This is a genomic window from Cupriavidus sp. GW822-FHT06G04, from assembly GCF_058799075.1.
This window is the reverse complement of sequence record NZ_JBXALD010000002.1, coordinates 569,821-588,423: the sequence shown is the minus strand read 5'-3', so window position 1 is coordinate 588,423 and position 18,603 is coordinate 569,821. Positions and strand designations below refer to the sequence as shown.

General features: G+C 63.9%; 17 protein-coding genes. 11 read left to right on the top strand and 6 right to left on the bottom strand.

What is annotated here, in order from left to right:
- Window positions 1–195 precede the first annotated feature (195 nt).
- The 3 genes from AC1RKI_RS06725 to AC1RKI_RS06715 all read left to right on the top strand — a co-directional run bounded on the left by AC1RKI_RS06725 (window position 196) and on the right by AC1RKI_RS06715 (window position 3,913).
- Window positions 196–2,520 (top strand): NADP-dependent malic enzyme, encoded by a 2,325-nt coding sequence (locus tag AC1RKI_RS06725; protein ID WP_061955422.1) that lies wholly within the window; start codon window positions 196–198, stop codon window positions 2,518–2,520.
- A gap of 440 nt (window positions 2,521–2,960) precedes the next feature.
- Window positions 2,961–3,308: a guanyl-specific ribonuclease gene (locus tag AC1RKI_RS06720; RefSeq protein ID WP_061955548.1), complete on the top strand. Its 348-nt coding sequence runs from the start codon at window positions 2,961–2,963 to the stop codon at window positions 3,306–3,308.
- Window positions 3,305–3,913, top strand: coding sequence for a barstar family protein (locus AC1RKI_RS06715; RefSeq protein WP_061955424.1), 609 nt, complete (start codon window positions 3,305–3,307; stop codon window positions 3,911–3,913). The genes AC1RKI_RS06720 and AC1RKI_RS06715 overlap by 4 nt, the downstream gene beginning before the upstream one ends.
- 73 nt (window positions 3,914–3,986) lie before the next feature.
- Here AC1RKI_RS06715 and AC1RKI_RS06710 read toward each other — a convergent pair whose 3' ends face one another.
- From AC1RKI_RS06710 to AC1RKI_RS06695, 4 genes are all read right to left on the bottom strand, one after another.
- Window positions 3,987–4,601, bottom strand: a complete 615-nt coding sequence (locus AC1RKI_RS06710) for a YidB family protein (protein WP_061955426.1) — start codon at window positions 4,599–4,601, stop codon at window positions 3,987–3,989.
- An 11-nt stretch (window positions 4,602–4,612) separates the two neighbouring features.
- Window positions 4,613–5,356: a 16S rRNA (uracil(1498)-N(3))-methyltransferase gene (locus AC1RKI_RS06705; RefSeq protein WP_492794419.1), complete on the bottom strand. Its 744-nt coding sequence runs from the start codon at window positions 5,354–5,356 to the stop codon at window positions 4,613–4,615.
- Window positions 5,356–5,790, bottom strand: a complete 435-nt coding sequence (locus AC1RKI_RS06700; RefSeq protein WP_244786095.1) for a VOC family protein — start codon at window positions 5,788–5,790, stop codon at window positions 5,356–5,358. The genes AC1RKI_RS06705 and AC1RKI_RS06700 overlap by 1 nt, the downstream gene beginning before the upstream one ends.
- A gap of 64 nt (window positions 5,791–5,854) precedes the next feature.
- Window positions 5,855–6,829, bottom strand: a complete 975-nt coding sequence (locus tag AC1RKI_RS06695; RefSeq protein ID WP_492794421.1) for a spermine/spermidine synthase domain-containing protein — start codon at window positions 6,827–6,829, stop codon at window positions 5,855–5,857.
- On the opposite strand from AC1RKI_RS06695, the gene tkt reads away from it, so the two are divergent.
- Together tkt and gap are read left to right on the top strand one after the other, a co-directional pair.
- A complete protein-coding gene (gene tkt, locus AC1RKI_RS06690; protein WP_150979551.1) occupies window positions 6,828–8,864 on the top strand; it encodes a transketolase in 2,037 nt (678 codons plus the stop codon). The genes AC1RKI_RS06695 and tkt overlap by 2 nt on opposite strands.
- Before the next feature lie 84 nt (window positions 8,865–8,948).
- Window positions 8,949–9,947 (top strand): type I glyceraldehyde-3-phosphate dehydrogenase, encoded by a 999-nt coding sequence (gene gap / locus AC1RKI_RS06685; protein ID WP_061955440.1) that lies wholly within the window; start codon window positions 8,949–8,951, stop codon window positions 9,945–9,947.
- A gap of 65 nt (window positions 9,948–10,012) precedes the next feature.
- Here the strand turns inward: gap and AC1RKI_RS06680 are convergent, their stop codons facing one another.
- Window positions 10,013–10,609, bottom strand: coding sequence for a flavin reductase family protein (locus AC1RKI_RS06680; protein WP_492794423.1), 597 nt, complete (start codon window positions 10,607–10,609; stop codon window positions 10,013–10,015).
- A 293-nt stretch (window positions 10,610–10,902) separates the two neighbouring features.
- On the opposite strand from AC1RKI_RS06680, the gene AC1RKI_RS06675 reads away from it, so the two are divergent.
- Window positions 10,903–11,895 carry a LysR family transcriptional regulator gene (locus tag AC1RKI_RS06675; RefSeq protein WP_492794425.1) on the top strand — a complete coding sequence of 331 codons (993 nt, stop codon included), beginning with the start codon at window positions 10,903–10,905 and terminating at the stop codon, window positions 11,893–11,895.
- A 91-nt stretch (window positions 11,896–11,986) separates the two neighbouring features.
- Here AC1RKI_RS06675 and fur read toward each other — a convergent pair whose 3' ends face one another.
- Window positions 11,987–12,418 carry a ferric iron uptake transcriptional regulator gene (fur, locus tag AC1RKI_RS06670; RefSeq protein WP_061955446.1) on the bottom strand — a complete coding sequence of 144 codons (432 nt, stop codon included), beginning with the start codon at window positions 12,416–12,418 and terminating at the stop codon, window positions 11,987–11,989.
- A 197-nt stretch (window positions 12,419–12,615) separates the two neighbouring features.
- On the opposite strand from fur, the gene AC1RKI_RS06665 reads away from it, so the two are divergent.
- The 5 genes from AC1RKI_RS06665 to holA all read left to right on the top strand — a co-directional run bounded on the left by AC1RKI_RS06665 (window position 12,616) and on the right by holA (window position 18,558).
- Complete coding sequence (locus tag AC1RKI_RS06665) at window positions 12,616–13,239, top strand: outer membrane protein assembly factor BamE (RefSeq protein ID WP_061955448.1); 624 nt, start codon at window positions 12,616–12,618, stop codon at window positions 13,237–13,239.
- Window positions 13,240–13,337: 98 nt separating this feature from the next.
- Window positions 13,338–14,135 (top strand): 4-hydroxy-tetrahydrodipicolinate reductase, encoded by a 798-nt coding sequence (gene dapB, locus AC1RKI_RS06660; protein WP_341248134.1) that lies wholly within the window; start codon window positions 13,338–13,340, stop codon window positions 14,133–14,135.
- A gap of 169 nt (window positions 14,136–14,304) precedes the next feature.
- Entirely contained in the window at window positions 14,305–16,926 is a 2,622-nt protein-coding gene (gene leuS / locus AC1RKI_RS06655) for a leucine--tRNA ligase (RefSeq protein WP_492794427.1), read from the top strand.
- 21 nt (window positions 16,927–16,947) lie between these two features.
- Window positions 16,948–17,463, top strand: coding sequence for an LPS-assembly lipoprotein LptE (locus AC1RKI_RS06650; RefSeq protein ID WP_061955452.1), 516 nt, complete (start codon window positions 16,948–16,950; stop codon window positions 17,461–17,463).
- Between the two features lie 24 nt (window positions 17,464–17,487).
- Window positions 17,488–18,558, top strand: a complete 1,071-nt coding sequence (gene holA, locus AC1RKI_RS06645) for a DNA polymerase III subunit delta (protein WP_492794430.1) — start codon at window positions 17,488–17,490, stop codon at window positions 18,556–18,558.
- Window positions 18,559–18,603 lie beyond the last annotated feature (45 nt).

Here is an 18,603-nt window from a genome sequence, read left to right as displayed (position 1 = left end):
GCCCATCGGCATGCGGCATATTGTACCGAAACGCAAAGGTGCCCCGCGCAAAACGCTTATTGTGAAATAGTATTTCACAATATAAAATGCGCAATTCCAAAGCGCCTACAAGCGGAGACAGCGGGTTCGTGGAGCCGGCCCGTACTCGTCGCAAAGCGTTATTCAGTGCGGCTCCACCGATCGGAAGATGCGCAGATGACAAGCCCTCAGCAGTCCCCGTCCCAAGACGATCTGAAACAACAGCAGCGTGAGGCGCTGCGCAAGGCCGCACTCGAATATCACGAGTTTCCGACCCCCGGCAAGATTTCCGTCACTCCCACCAAGCCGCTGTCCAACCAGCGCGATCTGGCGCTTGCCTATTCGCCGGGCGTGGCCGCCGCGTGCGAGGAAATCGTTGCCGACCAGGCCAATTCGTTCCGCTACACCGCGCGCGGCAACCTGGTTGGCGTGATCACCAACGGCACGGCCGTGCTGGGACTGGGCGACATCGGCGCCGCGGCGTCCAAGCCGGTGATGGAAGGCAAGGCCGGCCTGTTCAAGAAATTTGCCGGTATCGACGTCTTCGACATCGAAATCGACGAGAAAGACCCGGAAAAGCTGGTTGAAATCATCGCGTCGCTGGAACCCACCTTCGGCGGCATCAACCTGGAAGACATCAAGGCGCCGGAATGCTTCTACGTGGAGCGCAAGCTGCGCGAGCGCATGAAGATCCCCGTCTTCCACGATGACCAGCACGGCACCGCGATCGTTGTCGGCGCCGCCGTGATCAATGGCCTGAAAGTGGTTGGCAAGGACATCTCCAAGGTCAAGCTGGTGGCCTCGGGCGCTGGCGCCGCCGCGCTGGCCTGCCTGGACCTGCTGGTCGACATGGGCCTGCCGATCGAAAACATCTGGGTGACCGACCTGGCCGGCGTGGTCTACGAGGGCCGTACCGAGCTGATGGACCCGGAAAAGGCGCGCTTCTCGCAAAAGACCGACAAGCGCAAGCTGGCCGAAGTCATCGACAACGCCGACATCTTCCTGGGCCTGTCCGCCGCCGGCGTGCTCAAGCCTGAGATGGTGCAGAAGATGGCCGACAAGCCGCTGGTGCTGGCGCTGGCCAATCCCAACCCGGAAATCATGCCGGAACTGGTCAAGGAAATCCGCCCGGATGCCGTGATGGCGACCGGTCGTACCGACTACCCGAACCAGGTCAACAACGTCCTCTGCTTCCCGTTCATTTTCCGTGGCGCACTCGATTGCGGCGCCACCACGATCACGCGTGAAATGGAAATCGCCGCCGCCAATGCGGTAGCGGAACTGGCGCGCCAGGAACAGAGCGATATCGTGGCGTCGGCCTACGGCATCCAGGACCTGTCTTTCGGACCGGAATACCTGATCCCGAAGCCGTTCGATCCGCGCCTGATCGTCAAGATCGCGCCGGCCGTGGCAGAGGCCGCCGCGAAGTCGGGCGTGGCTTCGCGTCCGATCGAGGACATGGACGCCTATCGCCTGCAACTGCAGCAGTTCGTCTACCACTCGGGCACGCTGATGAAGCCGATCTACGCGGCTGCGCGCAAGGTGGAGATGGAAAAGAAGCGTATCGTCTTCGCCGAAGGCGAGGAAGAGCGCGTGTTGCGCGCGGTACAGGTGATCGTCGACGAAAAGCTGGCCAACCCGATCCTGATCGGCCGTCCGGCTGTGCTCTCGCACCGCATCGAGCGCTTCGGCCTGCGCCTGCGCATGGGCGTCGATTTCACGGTGGTCAATCCCGAGCACGACGAGCGTTTCCGCGACTATTCGGATGCCTACTACCGCATGATGGCTCGCGAAGGCATCACGCAGCAGTACGCCAAGCTGGAAATGCGCCGCCGCACCACGCTGATCGGCGCGATGCTGCTCAAGAAGGGCGAGGCGGACGGCATGATCTGCGGCACGGTCAGCACGACCGCGGCCCATCTGCGCTACATCGATCAGGTGCTGGGCGGCACCAACAAGGTCTATGCGGCGATGAACGGCCTGGTGTTGCCGGGTCGCCAGATCTTCCTGGTCGATACGCACGTCAATGTCGATCCGACTGCCGATGAACTGGCCGAGATCACGATCATGGCCGCCGAGGAACTGAAGCGTTTCGGCATCGAGCCCAAGGTTGGCCTGCTGTCGCATTCGAACTTCGGCACTTCCGAGGCGCCGTCGGCGCGCAAGATGCGCGACACGCTGAAGATCCTGCGCGAGCGCGCGCCTGACCTCGAAGTCGACGGCGAAATGCATGGCGACAGCGCGCTCGATGAAAAGCTGCGCGATTCGCTGGTGCCCGATGGCGCGCTCAAGGGCGAAGCCAACCTGCTGGTGTGCCCGAACATCGACGCGGCCAATATCTCGTACAACCTGCTCAAGGTGGCGGCGGGCAACAACGTCGCGATCGGCCCGATCCTGCTCGGCGTGAAGGCGCCGGTGCACATTCTGACGCCGTCCGCGACGGTGCGCCGTATCGTCAACATGACCGCTTTGGTCGTGGTGGACGCCGCGGCCAAGTGTTGAGTGCAGGGATTCGGACGCCTCTTTAGGTTTTCCGGGACAAGTGCCGTAAAAGCCGGGTTCGCCCGGCTTTTTTCATACCCGCGTCAGCGTGGCGCATGCGAGGTTAGTATGCGCACACATATCAATAACATATTGAAACAATTGAGAAAATCGCGCTGGCAAAAGTGCGGGGATTGATTAATGGTGGACATGCGCGTAACCTTACGCCCTTGAATGCAGACGCTCGCATCGCGGGAGTCTGAGCCCGCAGAGGGTTGCGAGCACAGTCGCCAACGGGCCGGAATGGCTTGCCAATTACTTCTTAGCCAGTCTTTTTCGATAACGTGGGTCCCCGGTATTTCCCGAGCCAGCCGCAGCGGCAGTCAATTTGGCAGTCCCTGAGCCTGGCGCGAAGCCTGGGCCATGTGTTCGCGGGCGCCGCATTGTCGCTGGCGCTGGCGATGACGCCGCAGGGCGCGATCGCGCGGCAGTCCGCTGCGCAATCGGATGTACAGGGGGTGGTGGGAACCATCGCCGCCCAGCAGTTGCCAAACGAGGCGCGGCAAACACTGGATCTGATCCAGTCCGGTGGGCCGTTCCCGTATGACAAGGATGGTTCGCGGTTTGGCAATTACGAGCGAAGCCTGCCGCAGCAGCCCCGCGGGTTTTACCGCGAATACACCGTCAAGAACAGCAAAAGCCGGAATCGGGGAGCCAAGCGTATTGTTTGCGGTGGTGATCAACGCGCCGCCAACGACTGCTATTACACGGAAGACCACTACAACAGTTTCAAACGGATAACCAAATGATGACTGACATTTTCGGATTGGGCGACGCCCTTGCCGCCCGCGAGGAGCGCGGCGCCGGAGATGGCTGGCAAAGGGCCCACCATCAGGCCCAGAACCTTTACGACAACGTGCTGATGATGCCACGCCAGGATCTGACGCAACGACTTCCGCCTGCTTGCGCGCCTGCCATGGCCACGTGGGCTGATGACGGCACCAACGAGGGAGCCATGAATCTGTTCAAGTCGGTGCGCCCTAATATTGTCCAGTCGATCCGCGCGTTCCGCGTGCCCGAACTGGCGCAGGCTGCCGCCGTGCTGAACCAGCATTTCCTGTATGCCAACTGCGCCGATTGCGCCAGCAAGGCGGAAATCCTGGAGCGCATCGCCACGGAATTCACGTTCCCGAAGCATTTCGGAAAGAATTTCGATGCGCTGTCCGACTGCCTGACCGACATGATTCACAAGGCCGGCCCGCAGCCCGGTTTCGTGATCGTGCTGGAAGGCTTGCCGATCGCGCAGAAGTTCGACAAGGAAGCGCGCGAGGTGCTGCTGGACGTGTTCCGCGATGCCGCGGAATTCTGGGCCGAGCGCAAGGTGCAGTTCCGCGTGTTCTACTCGTTCGCCTGACGGTTCGAGTCCAACCGCAAACAAAAAGCCCGCTGGTTTTGCAGCGGGCTTTTTGCTTTCCGGGCCATTGGCGTTATGCCGCGGGGGGAAGATGTCCGTCAGGCGTGAGCCGGTCGATCAGCTCGGGCAGCCCCTCGCTCAAACTGGCGGCGACATCGTCCGATGACATGCCAGTGGTTTCCGCCAGCGATTGCAGCGCGCCGGTGTTGCCGAGCGCGCTGGACAGATCGGTTGCGCTGATCGCCTGATTGGCGCCGGTGCCGATCCAGGAATCGACCTGCTGCCCCAAGCCGGCTTGCGCCAGCACGTCGCGCAGCGCGCCGATGCCGCCGGCCGCCGCGCCGACTGCCTGGGCCGAGCCAGCGGCTTCGCCGTGGCCACCCAGCAGGCCGCCCAGCAGCGAGCCAAGGTCGAGACCGCCCGGCGCGGGGGCGCTGCCGCCGCCCAGCATGCCACCGAGCATGCCGCCCAGTCCGCCGAGTCCTCCCAGACCGCCGAGCCCGCTTTCGCCGGCTTCGGTCGGGGCCACGCTGCCATCGGCGCCCTGGCTCTTGTGTCGCATGGCCAGCATCGCAAGCAGCCCAAGCGCCATCATCAGCTTCGGATTCATGCCGGTGGATTGGCCTTCGGATGGCTGGCCGCCCATCTGGCCCAGCACACCGCCCAGTACGCTATCGAGTAGTCCCATCACAGGCTCCTTTAAAATCCGCCAAGAATGGCGTTCAGCGTCGCCAGGCAAGCCAGCCCGGCGGTTTCGGTACGCAGGATGCGCGGCCCAAGTGACACGCCGATAAAGCCGGCCGAACGCGCGGCCTGTTCTTCGTCGGGCGAAAGCCCGCCCTCGGGCCCGATCAACAGTGTCACGCCCGCGTCGCGCCACGCGTCACCGTGCGTGCGCGCCAGATCTGGCAGCGACCCCGTCGCGCGCGGCGACAGCAGCAGCTTCGCGCCGGGCGAGGAAGCGGCACCAGCCAGCCACGCCTCAACCGTAGCCACCGGCGTGAGCGTCGGCAAGCGATTGCGACCGCATTGCTCGCACGCCGCCTGAATAAGCGCCTGCCAGTGCGCCTGGCGCTTCTCCGCGCGTTCGCCTGAGAGCCGTACCACAGATCGGCTCGCCTGCAACGGCTGGATTGCCGACACGCCCAGCTCGACGGCTTTCTCGATCAGCCAATCCATCTTGTCGCCGCCGGCAAGCCCCTGCGCCAACGTAACGCCTATCGGCGATTCCGCCTCGCGCGTGTCATGTGCGACGATGCGTGCGCTGGCGTGGCGTTTGCCGATATCGGCAAGCGTTGCTTCGAAACTGCCGCCAGCCCCGTTGAACAACGTGATCGCATCCCCTGGCGACAGACGCAGCACGTGGATGTGGCGAACAACGGCTTCCGGTAAATCGAGTACCGCATCGGCGGCCAACGCCGCATCGACAAAAAATCTTGGCATCAGGGGGCGTTTCTGGTTTCCGGTGACTGGGCAAGCGGCGAGCCAAAGCCCCAGCGGTAACCGTCGGGATCTTCGACCATGCAATACCGGTCGCCCCAGAACTGATCCGCGGGCGGCATCACGCTGAGTGCACCCGCGCCAATCGCCTGCGCGTAGATGGCGTCGACATCATTGCAGTACACGTAAAACGTTTGCGGAGCTTCCACGCCGAGCGAACGCGGCGTGCGGGCCGTGCTGCCCCAGGCGCCTTCGGGCGCGAACATGACAACGAGCTGGCCCTGGTAATGCATTTCCGCGTGGGTGGGCACGCCGTTTTCGTCGACAACGTGCCCGATCGTGAAGCCGAACGCGCGGGTATAAAAATCAATGGCTGAGCGACCGCTGGCGACCGTCAGGTAAGGCGTCAGCCAGGGCGTGTTGGGCGGTCTGGACATGATGGTCTCCCGGATGGACGGATGAGCCCGGCGTCCGTGGCCGGGCGCGGGGCGTCCGTGCATGTTACGCGGGACGGCCAGCGCTGTCGAAGATCGCCTGAAGATGAAGCGGATGCGTGAACAGCGCGGCGTGACATTCGGGACGATAGGCGCGCAGCGCCGTGTCGAGCTTCCACTGATGCAGGCGCGCCGCGATGCGTGGCGCTGGGAAGGCGGCGATGTCGAGCGCGTCGCTGGCCAGCGCGATGGCCCATAGCGCGCCATAGGCCGGCACGTAGGTGGTCAGTGGCGTCACATGCTGAAACGTCTGGCGCACGCGCGCGAGCAATCGTCGCACGGCATCGGGCCGATGCAGCGGCGGGCCCAGATGCAGCGAGATGGCGCCGCCCGGCGCCAGGCACCGACGCGCCGTTTGCAGCCCGTGCGGCGAAAACAGGCCGGCGGCAGGGCTGCCGTCGTCGGCGTCGGTCAGGTCGTAGACGATCAGGTCGAATTGCCGACCAGCCCGGGCGGATGCCTCCATCAGTCCAAGCCCGTCGCCGATCACCAGATGCAGGCGCGGATCCAGCGGCTCGTCCAGCGCGCCCTGGTGAATGCCGCCGAGCCACTCGCGCGCCAGCCGGACGACTTCGCCGTCGAGCTCGGCCACCACGACTTCCCGCATGGTGGGAATACGCAGCAGCTCGAACGCCGACCCGCCGTCGCCACCGCCCACCACCAACGCCGAACGTGGCGTTCCGTGCACTGCCGCCATCGGCGCGGTCATCAGTTCATGTTGGATGTAGGCATCGGCCTCGGTGCTCATGATGCGGCCATCGAGCCGGAAAATTCGCCCAAAATGCGCGTTCTCGCCGATTTCCACCTGCTGGTGGCGCGTCCGGGACGCCGCCAGCACGCTCACTTCCCCGAGCGTGGTGCCTGCCCCCGGCGCCAGCCATTCCGTCCACGTTTGACCACCCCTTCGGGAAGTGCCCGCGCGCCCGGAATTGCCGCCTGCTTCTGCTAAAATTGCGGTTTTCCCGCCGTCAGGTTCTCGCATGTCTGCCCTCGCCCATCCCGCCACAAGCCCTTACGCCAACCAACCCGTCAAGCTGATGGCCGATGCCATCCGCGTGCTTGCCATGGACGCTGTCCAGCAGGCCAATTCCGGCCACCCCGGTGCGCCGATGGGGATGGCGGACATCGCCGTGGCGCTATGGGGCCGGCATCTGAAGCATAACCCGGTCAATCCCCAGTGGGCCGACCGCGATCGCTTCGTGCTGTCCAACGGCCACGGATCGATGCTTATTTACGCCTTGCTGCACCTGACCGGCTACGACCTGCCGATCGCGGAACTGAAGAATTTCCGACAGTTGCACAGCAAGACCGCCGGCCACCCCGAATATGGCATCACGCCTGGCGTGGAAACCACCACCGGTCCGCTGGGCCAGGGCATCACCAACGCCGTGGGCATGGCGCTGGCCGAGCGCTTGCTGGGCGAAGAGTTCAATCGCCCCGGCTTCGACATCGTCAATCACCACACGTACGTCTTCCTGGGCGACGGCTGCCTGATGGAAGGCATCAGCCACGAGGCGTGCTCGCTGGCTGGCACGCTCAAGCTCAACAAGCTGATTGCGTTGTGGGACGACAACGGCATCTCGATCGACGGCGACGTGGTGCACTGGTTTGCCGACGATACCCCGAAGCGTTTCGAAGCCTACGGCTGGAACGTGATCCGCGGCGTGGACGGTCATGACGTGGTGGCCGTGGATAACGCCATCGCGCAGGCCAAGGCCAGCGACAAGCCGACGCTGATCTGCTGCCGCACCCTGATCGGCAAGGGCGCGCCGAACAAGGAAGGCGGTCACGACGTGCACGGCGCACCGCTGGGCGGCGCCGAAGTGCTGGCCACGCGCGAGGCGCTGGGCTGGGTGCACGCGCCGTTCGAACTGCCCGAGGCCGTGTATGAAGCCTGGAACGCGAAGGCAACCGGCCAGGCGCTGGAATCGGCCTGGAACGCGCTGTTCGACGCCTACGCACAGGTGCATCCGTACGAAGCCGGCGAATTCCAGCGCCGCATGCGCGGCGAACTGCCGGCCGCGTTCGACGAGACCGTGGACGCTTTCATCGCCAAGTGCGAAGAAAAGGCCGAGACCATCGCCACCCGCAAAGCCAGCCAGAACACGATCGAAGCGTTCGGCCCGGTGCTGCCGGAATTCCTCGGCGGTTCGGCCGACCTGACCGGATCCAACCTGACCAACTGGTCGGGCAGCAAGGCCGTACGCGCCGACGCCTGGGGCAACCACATCAACTACGGTGTGCGCGAATTCGGCATGAGCGCCATCCTGAACGGCATCACGCTGCATGGCGGCTACATTCCTTACGGCGGCACGTTCCTGACGTTCTCGGACTACAGCCGCAATGCGCTGCGCATGGCGGCGCTGATGAAGATCCGCTCGCTGTTCGTGTTCACGCACGATTCGATCGGCCTTGGCGAAGACGGTCCGACGCACCAGTCGATCGAGCATGTTGCCAGCCTGCGCCTGATCCCGAACATGGATGTCTGGCGTACCGCCGACACCACCGAGACCGCCGTGGCCTGGGCCGAGGCGATCCGCCGCGAGAACGGCCCGAGTTGCCTGATCTTTAGCCGCCAGAACCTGCCGTTCCAGAAACGCGACGACGCCACGCGCGCGAACATTGCGCGCGGCGGCTATGTACTGCGCGACGCGAAGAATCCGCGCACCAAGCGTCCGGACGCCGTGATCGTCGCCACCGGTTCGGAAGTGGGCTTGGCGGTGGGTGCCGCCGATGCGCTGGCTGCCGAAGGCGTGCACGTGCGCGTGGTTTCCGTCCCGGCGACGACCGTGTTCGACAAGCAGGATGCCGCCTACAAGGCCAGCGTGCTGCCGGCCGGCGTGCCGCGCATTGCAGTGGAAGCTGGCGTGACGGATTTCTGGTGGAAGTATCAGGTGCAGGCCGTGGTCGGCATCGATACGTTTGGCGAATCGGCGCCGGCCGGCGTGCTGTTCAAGCACTTCGGCTTCACGGTCGAGAACGTGGCCGACACCGTGCGCGCAACGCTCGCCCAATAAATTCGCCCGCGCGGCAGGCCGGTGCGACGCGCCGGCTGCCGGCGCAGGCCACTGGCTTTATCGATTGCACTCTAGGAGATAGACATGACCATCAAGATCGGCATCAACGGTTTCGGCCGTATCGGGCGCATGGTGTTCCGCGCGGCCGCCGCAAACTTCAAGGACATTGAAGTCGTCGCCATCAATGACCTGCTCGAGCCGGACTATCTGGCGTACATGCTGAAGTACGACTCGGTGCACGGTCGCTTCGACGGCGAAGTGTCGGTCGATGGCAACACGCTGGTCGTCAACGGCAAGAAGATCCGCCTGACCGCCGTCAAGGACCCGGCCGAACTGAAGTGGGGCGAAGTTGGCGCGGACGTGGTCATCGAATCGACCGGTATTTTCCTGACCAAGGAAGGCGCACAGAAGCACATCGACGCGGGCGCCAAGAAGGTGATCATGTCGGCGCCGTCCAAGGACGACACCCCGATGTTCGTCTTTGGCGTGAACCACGACACGTATAAGGGCGAGGCGATCATCTCGAACGCCAGCTGCACGACCAACTGCCTGGCGCCGGTTGCCAAGGTGCTGAACGACAAGTGGGGCATCAAGCGCGGCCTGATGACCACCGTGCACGCCGCCACGGCCACGCAGAAGACCGTTGACGGCCCGTCGAACAAGGACTGGCGCGGTGGCCGCGGCATCCTGGAAAACATCATCCCGTCGTCGACCGGCGCAGCAAAGGCCGTGGGCGTGGTGATTCCGCAACTGAACAAGAAGCTGACCGGCATGTCGTTCCGCGTGCCGACCTCCGATGTGTCGGTGGTCGATCTGACTGTCGAGCTGGAAAATCCGGCCAAGTACGAGGAAATCTGCGCCGAGATGAAGGCGCAAAGCGAAGGCGCGTTGAAGGGCGTGCTGGGCTACACGGAAGACAAGGTCGTGGCCACCGATTTCCGCGGCGACGCACGCACCTCGATTTTCGACGCCGAAGCCGGTATCGCACTGGACGGCACGTTCATCAAGGTGGTGAGCTGGTACGACAACGAATGGGGTTACTCGAACAAGTGCCTGGAAATGGCACGTGTCGTTGCCAAGTAATTGGCATTTGCAACCTCATGGAAACGCGCCTTCGGGCGCGTTTTTTATTGTCCGGTCGCTGCGCATCAGGGGCCGATCGGCTTTGCGTCGATGCTGGCGCCATCGACTAGGAAATGCCCGCCCGCCACGTGGTGGATGGTCCGCAGCGCATCGTGGCCTTCGAAGTGCCAGCGTCCTGCGCTGAATACCCGCGCATCGGCGTGGGCCGCCACCACCTCGCCAAGGAACAGGTCGTAGCCTTGCTGAATCGCCGGTTCTGGCAATATCCGGCACTCCAGCCACGCCGCGCAGCCTTCCAGCAACGGCGCGCCGATCACACTGCCGGCAAACGTCTGGAGGCCGTACGCGGCGAACTTGTCGATGCCTTGTTGCTCGGCGATCTCGCGGCCCGAACTCGAGCCAAGCGCCTGCGTGATGTCGACCTGGCTGACTGTGGGCACCTGCAGCGCAAATTCGCCGCTCGCTTCGAGTAACTGCCGTGTCCAGGTGGCCTTGTCCAGCACCACGGCGACCTTTGGCGGGGCAAAGTCCAACGGCATGGCCCAGGCGGCGGCCATGATGTTGCGCTGGCCGCCGTTTGCCGCGCTGACCAGAACGGTGGGGCCGTGATTGAGCAGGCGATAAGCCTTGGCGAGATCGACGGGGAGACGGTGGGAATTCATATTCGGAATCCGAAAAATCTGATGCAATCTGCGCAGGCTCAAGGCACGAACTAGCACATGTGGGCCAATATAACGGCACTCTCGAACGCCATCAGCTCGATTTTTGACATTATCTGTCTCAATGCTGTCAAAAATACGGCGGATATTGACAAGCGTAGTGCGAGAAGTGCCGAATTTGCTTTTCCCTGCCGTTTTTTTCTCTTACACTCGGAAGATATGTTGATATCTGATGTGCAGCCAGTGAAAGTGGTGGGGCCATCCAGAAGCGTGAGATATAACAACCGGGCCTGATCATGGTAAATGTGGATACCAAGCTGCTGGTGATTTTTACCGAGCTGCTGAGCAAGCGAAACGCCACTTATGTGGCGGAAAAAATGCACATGACGGCCCCCGCGGTGTCCCATTCGCTGGGCCGGCTGCGTGAGATCTTCGACGATCCGCTCTTCATCCGCGTGCCGCACGGCCTGACGCCCACGCCGCGCGCGCTGGAGCTCGGTCCGAAGATCCGCGACATGCTCGATCTCTGGTCGTTGATCAATGAAGGCGATGCCGACAACTTCGATCCCGCCATCGCGACCGGCACGTTGAGCATCGGCTTTGCCGCGGAGCTTGGCGATACGGTTTTCAACCGTTTTGTCCTGCGTATCAAGCAGTTGGCGCCCGATCTGCATATTCGCCTGATCGAATCGCACTCGTGGGAAAGCGACGTCGCGTCGATGCGCGCCAATGAACTCGATCTCGCCTTTTCGCCATTCCCCACGCGCCATCCCGAGATTGTCGAGGAAATGGTGACGTCGCTGAACCTGTGGGTTTGCGCGCGCAAGAATCATCCGGTATTGAGGAATGAATGGACGCTGGAGCAATATCTTGAATGCAGCCATATCTTCATGGCGCATTCGGGTGGTGCTGGCCGTCCGGCCGCGGCGCTGATTCCGCTGGACTACGCCTTGCAACAGCGCGGTCTCAAGCGCAACGCCACGCTGACGGTCCATTCATGGCGCGCGCAGGCAGAGCTGGCCGCGCAGACCGACATGATCTTCACGGTCAACGCGCTTACTAAGGACATGGCTTGCGAGACTTATGGGCTGAAGGCGTTTCCGCTACCCGCCGAGCTCAATACCACGCTGGGCCTCAATATGTTCTGGCACCGCAGCCGCAACACCCATCCGATGCTGGTTTGGGCGCGCGCGTTGTTTCGCCAGGTCGTCGGAGAATTCGTAGGGCCGCCGCAAACCACGACGACGCGAAATCTGCGTGTGGTGGCCGAGCAGGATGTGCACGAGTGAGCGACAAAAATAAGCGACAAAATGGAATGAAAAAAAACCGGCGCGAGCCGGTTTTTTCATGTCCGCGTTCGCACGGCATGCGCCGCGCCGCTTAGCGCTTGGGCCGGTGGGGGCAGTTGTCCTTCGTGCAATTGCCATACAGCGACAAGGCGTGTTCCTGCAGCGCAAAGCCGCGTTCGCGCGCAATGCTCTGCTGGCGCTGCTCGATGTCCGCGTCGAAAAATTCCTCGACTCGGCCGCAATCCAGGCACACCAGATGGTCATGGTGCTTGCCTTCGTTCAACTCGAAAATCGCCTTGCCGGATTCAAAGTTGTTGCGTGACAGGAGGCCGGCTTGTTCAAACTGAGTCAGCACACGATAAACCGTGGCCAGCCCGATATCCATATGCTCGTTGAGCAGAATGCGGTAAACGTCTTCCGCGCTCAGATGGCGTTGTTCGCTGGTTTGGAAAATCTCAAGGATCTTCAGGCGGGGGACAGTCGCCTTCAGGCCGATATTTTTGAGGTCCGCCGGACTCGGCATGGGCGTGACTCCCTAGAGTACAATGTCTGGATAGTTGAATCATAAGGGTTTTGGCGACAAAAGTCGCCCCGGTGCCATGGCGCCCGGACGCCGCCTGCGCGGTGGCGTACCCGTTGCGCCGTGGCCGTGCCGGAGCCACCGCTATCATGCGGTGCGCCGGTTCCGGCACAGATCATTCCCGTCTGGAAGCGAGATACATGCGTTCATTCCGTTCGTCCGCCATGCGCCCGGCGCTGGTGTCTTCCCTGCTGGCAGCCGCGCTGCTCGCTGGCGCCTGCTCGGCTTACGACAGCACGTCGCGCAAGGTGGCTTCCGCCATCACGCCGTACCGCATCAATATCGTTCAGGGCAACTTCGTGTCGCGGGAAGCGGTTTCCCAGCTGCGCGAAGGCATGACGCGCGACCAGGTTCGCTTCCTGCTGGGCACGCCGCTGCTGCAGGACGTGTTCCACGGCAATCGCTGGGACTATTACTTTTCGTTCCGCCGCGGCAGCACGCCAGTCGTGCAATCGCGCCACTTCACGGTGTTCTTCGACGCCGACAAGCTGGTCAAGTGGGAAGGCAGCGAGCTGCCGTCCGAATATGAGCTGATTGCCGAAATCGACGGCATGAAGGCTGCGCTGAAGAATCAGACGCCGGGCAAGATCACATCGCCCAGCCCCGCGCCTGCCGATTCGGCCCCGGCTCCGATGCCCACGCCGGCTGGCGCGTCCGCGCCTGAAGCCGCGCCGGCGACGCCCGCATCGCCGGATGCTGCGCCGGCACCGGCCGCTTCGCCCGCTCCGGCCGCCAGCGCCGTGCAGGACAAACCGGCCAGCTGAGCCGGCGCGCGGCTGGTCCCGGACCGCCACTTCAGCCCTTTCAACCCCTCCCGCTGCCCGCGCCGTTTGCGGGGCGCGGGCATCAGAATCGTCGCATCATGAAAATCGCCATTGCAGGCGCATCCGGCCGCATGGGCCGCATGCTCATCGAGACCGTGCTGGAAACCGACGGCGTCACGCTGGCTGGAGCACTGGAAGTGCCGGGCTCGGCCGCGCTGGGTCAGGACGCCGGCATGTTCCTCGGTCGCGATACGGGCGTGAAAATTTCCGCCGACATCGACGCAGTGCTGGGTAACAGCGACTGCCTGATCGATTTCACGCGCCCCGAGGGCACGCTTGCACATCTGGCCGTCGCGAAGCGCCTGGGCAAGAAAATCGTGGTTGGCACGACCGGCTTCGATGCGGCCGGCAAACAGGCGCTGGCCGACGCGGCCGAATCGATCGGCGTGGTGTTCGCCTCCAACTTCAGCGTTGGCGTGAATGCTACGTTCAAGCTGCTCGAAGTGGCGGCAAAGCTGCTTTCCACGGGCTACGACATCGAGATCATCGAGGCCCATCATCGTCATAAGGTCGACGCTCCGTCCGGCACCGCGCTGACGATGGGCGAAGTGATCGCCAAGTCGATCGGCCGCGATCTCGACAGCTGCGCCGTGTACGCGCGTGAGGGCCACACCGGCCCGCGCGATCCGAATTCGATCGGCTTTGCCACCATCCGCGGCGGCGATATCGTCGGCGATCACACGGTGATGTTCGCCGGCATCGGCGAACGCATCGAGATCAGCCACAAGTCGTCAAGCCGCCAGTCCTATGCCGATGGCGCCGTGCGCGCTGCCCGGTTCCTGGCCGATAAGCCCAGCGGCATGTTCGACATGCAGGATGTGCTGGGCCTGAAGTAAGTCCAACGGCTCGCCCAGGCGGGCCGTTTTTACCTTTGCAGGGCGCCGTGGCGGCCGGGTTTGGTGGTCGGCCACGGTTATAATCGCCTCTTTCGCAATCCAATCCCCCCCGGCCGCCCGACGCGCCAGTCGCCGCGCGCGGACCGTTGTCCAGACCGTCGTCCTGACCATGCAAGACAAATATCTTCCGTCCGCCGTAGAACAAGCCGCCCAGCAGCACTGGCAAGCCATCGACGCCTACAAGGTATCGGAGCACGCGGTCGGACCCGACGGCAAGGAAAAGGAGAAGTTCTACGCCTGCTCGATGCTGCCGTATCCGTCGGGCAAGCTCCACATGGGGCATGTGCGCAACTACACCATCAACGATGTGATGGCGCGCTACCTGCGCATGAACGGCCGCAACGTGCTGATGCCGATGGGCTGGGACGCGTTCGGCATGCCCGCCGAGAACGCCGCGCTCAACAACGGCGTGGCGCCTGCCGCGTGGACCTACGACAACATCGCTTACATGAAGAAGCAGATGCAGTCGATGGGTCTGGCGATCGACTGGTCGCGCGAAGTCGCCACCTGCAGCCCCGACTACTATCGCTGGAATCAGTGGCTGTTCCTGAAGATGCTCGAACGCGGCATCGCCTATCGCAAGACCGGCACCGTGAACTGGGATCCGGTGGACCAGACCGTGCTGGCCAACGAGCAGGTGATCGACGGCCGCGGCTGGCGCTCGGGCGCAGTCGTGGAAAAGCGCGAGATCCCGATGTACTACCTGCGCATCACCGATTACGCGCAGGAACTGCTGGGCGATCTGGACGACCTGGGCTGGCCGGAGCGCGTCAAGATCATGCAGCAGAACTGGATCGGCCGCAGCGAAGGCGTGCGCTTCGCCTTCCCGCACGACATCCGCGGCGCCGACGGCGCGCCGATCAACGACGGCAAGCTCTATGTCTTCACCACGCGTGCCGACACGATCATGGGCGTGACGTTCTGCGCGGTTGCCGCCGAGCATCCGCTGGCCACGCACGCTGCCGCCAACAATCCCGAACTGGCCGCATTCATCGAGGAATGCAAGCACGGCTCGGTCATGGAAGCCGATATGGCGACCATGGAAAAGAAGGGCATGCCCACCGGGCTGCAGGTCACACATCCGCTGACCGGCGAACAGGTGGACGTGTGGGTCGGCAACTATGTGTTGATGACCTATGGCGACGGCGCCGTGATGGGCGTGCCCGCGCATGACGAGCGCGACTTCGCCTTCGCCAACAAGTACAAGCTGCCGATCAAGCAGGTCATCGACGTCAAGGGCCAGGCCTATTCCACCGATGCGTGGCAGGAATGGTATGGCGACAAGGAAGCGGGCCGGTGCATCCACAGCGGCAAATATGACGGCCTTGGCTACAAGGCGGCGGTCGACGCCATCGCCGCCGACCTGGCCGCCAAGGGCCTCGGCGAAAAGAAGGTGACGTGGCGCCTGCGCGACTGGGGCATTTCGCGTCAGCGCTACTGGGGCACGCCGATCCCGCTGATCCATTGCGACAGCTGCGGCGTGGTGCCGGTGCCGGAGAAGGACCTGCCCGTGGTGCTGCCCGAGGACCTCGTGCCGGACGGCACGGGCAATCCGCTCGCCAAGGATCCGCGTTTCCTGCATTGCACGTGCCCGTCGTGCGGCAAGCCCGCGCGCCGCGAGACCGACACGATGGATACGTTCATCGATTCGTGCTGGTACTACATGCGCTACACCTGCCCGGACGCCGACACGATGGTCGATGCGCGTAACGATTACTGGATGCCGATGGACCAGTACATCGGCGGTATCGAGCACGCGATTCTCCATTTGCTGTACGCGCGTTTCTGGACCAAGGTCATGCGCGACATGGGCCTACTCAAGTTCGACGAGCCATTCACGAACCTGCTCACGCAGGGCATGGTGCTGAACGAGACGTTCTACCGCGAGGACGCGGCGGGCAAGAAGACCTGGTACAACCCGGCCGACGTCGACCTGAAGACCGACGAGCGTGGCCGTCCCGTGGGCGCCACGCTGAAGGCCGACGGCCAGCCGGTGGTGATCGGCGGCGTGGAAAAGATGTCGAAGTCCAAGAACAACGGCATCGACCCGCAGGCGCTGATCGATCAGCACGGCGCCGATACGGCGCGTCTGTTCGTGATGTTCGCGGCGCCGCCCGAGCAGCAGCTCGAGTGGAGCGGGTCGGGCGTGGAGGGCGCGTCGCGCTTCCTGCGCCGCGTGTGGAACTACGGCTATGCCAACGCGCAAGCGATCCGCGACGGTGCGGGCACTGCGCCGACCGCCGATGACGCCGCGCTGCGCCGCGAGGTCCACAGCGTGCTCAAGCAGGCCAACTACGACTACGAGCGCATCCAGTACAACACCGTGGTATCGGCCACGATGAAAATGCTCAATGCGCTGGAAGATGCCAAGTCCGCGTCGCCGGCTGCCCGCCGCGAGGGCTTCAGCATCCTGCTGCGCGTGCTGTACCCGGTGGTGCCCCATATCGCGCATGGACTGTGGGCGGAACTGGGCTACGCCGACGAGTTCGGCGACATCCTCGACGCCGCATGGCCGCAGGTCGACGAAGGCGCGCTGGTGCGCAGCGAGATCGAACTGGTGCTGCAGGTCAACGGCAAGGTGCGCGGGAGCCTCACGGTGCCGGCCGATGCAGACCGCGCCGCGATCGAGGCCGCGGCCGCCGCCAACGAGATCGTCGCCAAGTTTGCCAACGGCGCGGCGCCCAAGAAGATCGTCGTGGTCCCGGGCCGCCTCGTCAACGTCGTGCTGTAAGGCACATAGTCAGGAACAGACATGGATCGACCGGACATGGGACGCCGCGGATTTCTCGCCATCGGCGCCGCAATGGCGGCGGCTGGCCTGCTGGCCGGCTGCGGCTTTCACATGCGCGGTAATGCCGATTTCGCGTTCAAGCGGCTTTACATCGGCTTGCCGTCGAATACCCTGATGGGCGCGGACTTGCGGCGCAATATCCGCAACGGGTCGGACACCAAGATCGTCGAAGACCCGAAGGAAGCCGACGCGATGCTCGACGTGCTGGCCGACACGCGCGCCAAGACGATCCTGTCGATCACCGCCGAGGGCGTGGTGCGCGAGTATCGGCTGACCCAGCGATTCAGCTTCCGCCTGCGCGATGCCACGGGCAAGGAGCTGATCGGGCCGTCCACGCTGGTGCTCACGCGCGACCTGACGTACAACGAAGCCAACACGCTGGCCAAGGACTACGAAGAACAACAGCTCTATCGCGACATGCAGCGCGACGTGGTGCAGCAACTGATGCGCCGGCTTGCGGCAGTCAAGACGATCTAGGCGGAGATCCGCCAGGACACCACGATGCAGCTGAAGCTCGACGGACTCGACGCCCATCTCCGGCAGGCCCAGACCAAGGGCCTGGCGCCGTTGTACGTGGTGCATGGCGACGAGCACCTGCTGGTGCTCGAGGCGGTGGACCGCCTGCGGCGGGCCGCGCGCGAATCCGGCTTTACCGAGCGCGAGGTGCTGGTGGCCGAACGCGGTTTTCACTGGAGCCAGCTCACCGAGGCGCAGCAATCGATGTCGCTGTTCGGCGACCGCAAGATCGTCGAGTTGCGCGTGCCGACGGGCAAGCCCGGCAAGGATGGCGGCGAGGCGCTGCGGGCCGTCGCGGCCCAACCGTCGCAGGATGTCGTGATGCTGGTCACGCTGCCGCGGCTCGATTTTGCGGCATCGAAATCCGCGTGGTTTCAGGCGCTGGAATCAGCCGGCGTGTCGATCAAGGTCGATGCGGTCGATCGCACGCGCTTGCCGGCATGGGTGGGCGACCGCCTTGCCCTGCAGCAGCAGCGCGTGGAACCGGGCGAAGCCGGCCGGCGCGCGCTGCAGTTCATCGCCGACAAGGTCGAAGGCAATCTGCTTGCCGCGCATCAGGAAATTCAGAAGCTCGGTTTGCTCTATCCGCCCGGCGTGCTGACGTTCGATCAAGTGCACGATGCGGTGCTCAACGTGGCCCGCTACGACGTGTTCAAGGTGTCCGAGGCGATGCTCGCGGGGGATGTTCCGCGCCTGGTGCGGATGCTGGAAGGATTGCGCGGCGAAGGCGAGGCCACCGTGCTGGTGCTGTGGGCGCTGACCGAGGAAATTCGCGTATTATCCAAGGTCCGGCAAGGGCTGGCGGCCGGCAAGCCGGCGGGCGTGCTGATGCGTGAACTGCGTGTCTGGGGCCCGCGCGAGCGCTTGGTGCCACAGGCGGCCCAGCGGCTGTCGATGCCGCAACTCGAAGCCGCCCTGGCGATGGCTGCGCGGCTCGACCGGCAAGTCAAGGGGCTGTCGGATCTGCCCGGCGCAGGCGGTCCGGGCGGCGGTTTGCCGGCAGAGCCCTGGGATGGCCTGCTGGAACTGGCGCTGATGGTCGCGCGGCCGGCCTGAGCACGGCACGGCGAGCGCCAGACCGGACGGAATCAGAATATCGCT

What these genes read in the sequence shown, in the direction of transcription:
- holA (WP_492794430.1), top strand. Translation starts at nt 17,488, where the DNA reads ATGCAGCTGAAGCTCGACGGACTCGACGCCCATCTCCGGCAGGCCCAG.
- tkt (WP_150979551.1), top strand. Translation starts at nt 6,828, where the DNA reads ATGTCTGCCCTCGCCCATCCCGCCACAAGCCCTTACGCCAACCAACCC.
- fur (WP_061955446.1), bottom strand. Translation starts at nt 12,418, where the DNA reads ATGCCGAGTCCGGCGGACCTCAAAAATATCGGCCTGAAGGCGACTGTC.
- dapB (WP_341248134.1), top strand. Translation starts at nt 13,338, where the DNA reads ATGAAAATCGCCATTGCAGGCGCATCCGGCCGCATGGGCCGCATGCTC.
- AC1RKI_RS06715 (WP_061955424.1), top strand. Translation starts at nt 3,305, where the DNA reads ATGATGACTGACATTTTCGGATTGGGCGACGCCCTTGCCGCCCGCGAG.
- AC1RKI_RS06695 (WP_492794421.1), bottom strand. Translation starts at nt 6,829, where the DNA reads ATGCGAGAACCTGACGGCGGGAAAACCGCAATTTTAGCAGAAGCAGGC.
- AC1RKI_RS06680 (WP_492794423.1), bottom strand. Translation starts at nt 10,609, where the DNA reads ATGAATTCCCACCGTCTCCCCGTCGATCTCGCCAAGGCTTATCGCCTG.
- AC1RKI_RS06705 (WP_492794419.1), bottom strand. Translation starts at nt 5,356, where the DNA reads ATGCCAAGATTTTTTGTCGATGCGGCGTTGGCCGCCGATGCGGTACTC.
- AC1RKI_RS06675 (WP_492794425.1), top strand. Translation starts at nt 10,903, where the DNA reads ATGGTAAATGTGGATACCAAGCTGCTGGTGATTTTTACCGAGCTGCTG.
- AC1RKI_RS06710 (WP_061955426.1), bottom strand. Translation starts at nt 4,601, where the DNA reads ATGGGACTACTCGATAGCGTACTGGGCGGTGTGCTGGGCCAGATGGGC.
- AC1RKI_RS06720 (WP_061955548.1), top strand. Translation starts at nt 2,961, where the DNA reads ATGACGCCGCAGGGCGCGATCGCGCGGCAGTCCGCTGCGCAATCGGAT.
- AC1RKI_RS06700 (WP_244786095.1), bottom strand. Translation starts at nt 5,790, where the DNA reads ATGTCCAGACCGCCCAACACGCCCTGGCTGACGCCTTACCTGACGGTC.
- AC1RKI_RS06725 (WP_061955422.1), top strand. Translation starts at nt 196, where the DNA reads ATGACAAGCCCTCAGCAGTCCCCGTCCCAAGACGATCTGAAACAACAG.
- AC1RKI_RS06665 (WP_061955448.1), top strand. Translation starts at nt 12,616, where the DNA reads ATGCGTTCATTCCGTTCGTCCGCCATGCGCCCGGCGCTGGTGTCTTCC.
- gap (WP_061955440.1), top strand. Translation starts at nt 8,949, where the DNA reads ATGACCATCAAGATCGGCATCAACGGTTTCGGCCGTATCGGGCGCATG.
- AC1RKI_RS06650 (WP_061955452.1), top strand. Translation starts at nt 16,948, where the DNA reads ATGGATCGACCGGACATGGGACGCCGCGGATTTCTCGCCATCGGCGCC.
- leuS (WP_492794427.1), top strand. Translation starts at nt 14,305, where the DNA reads ATGCAAGACAAATATCTTCCGTCCGCCGTAGAACAAGCCGCCCAGCAG.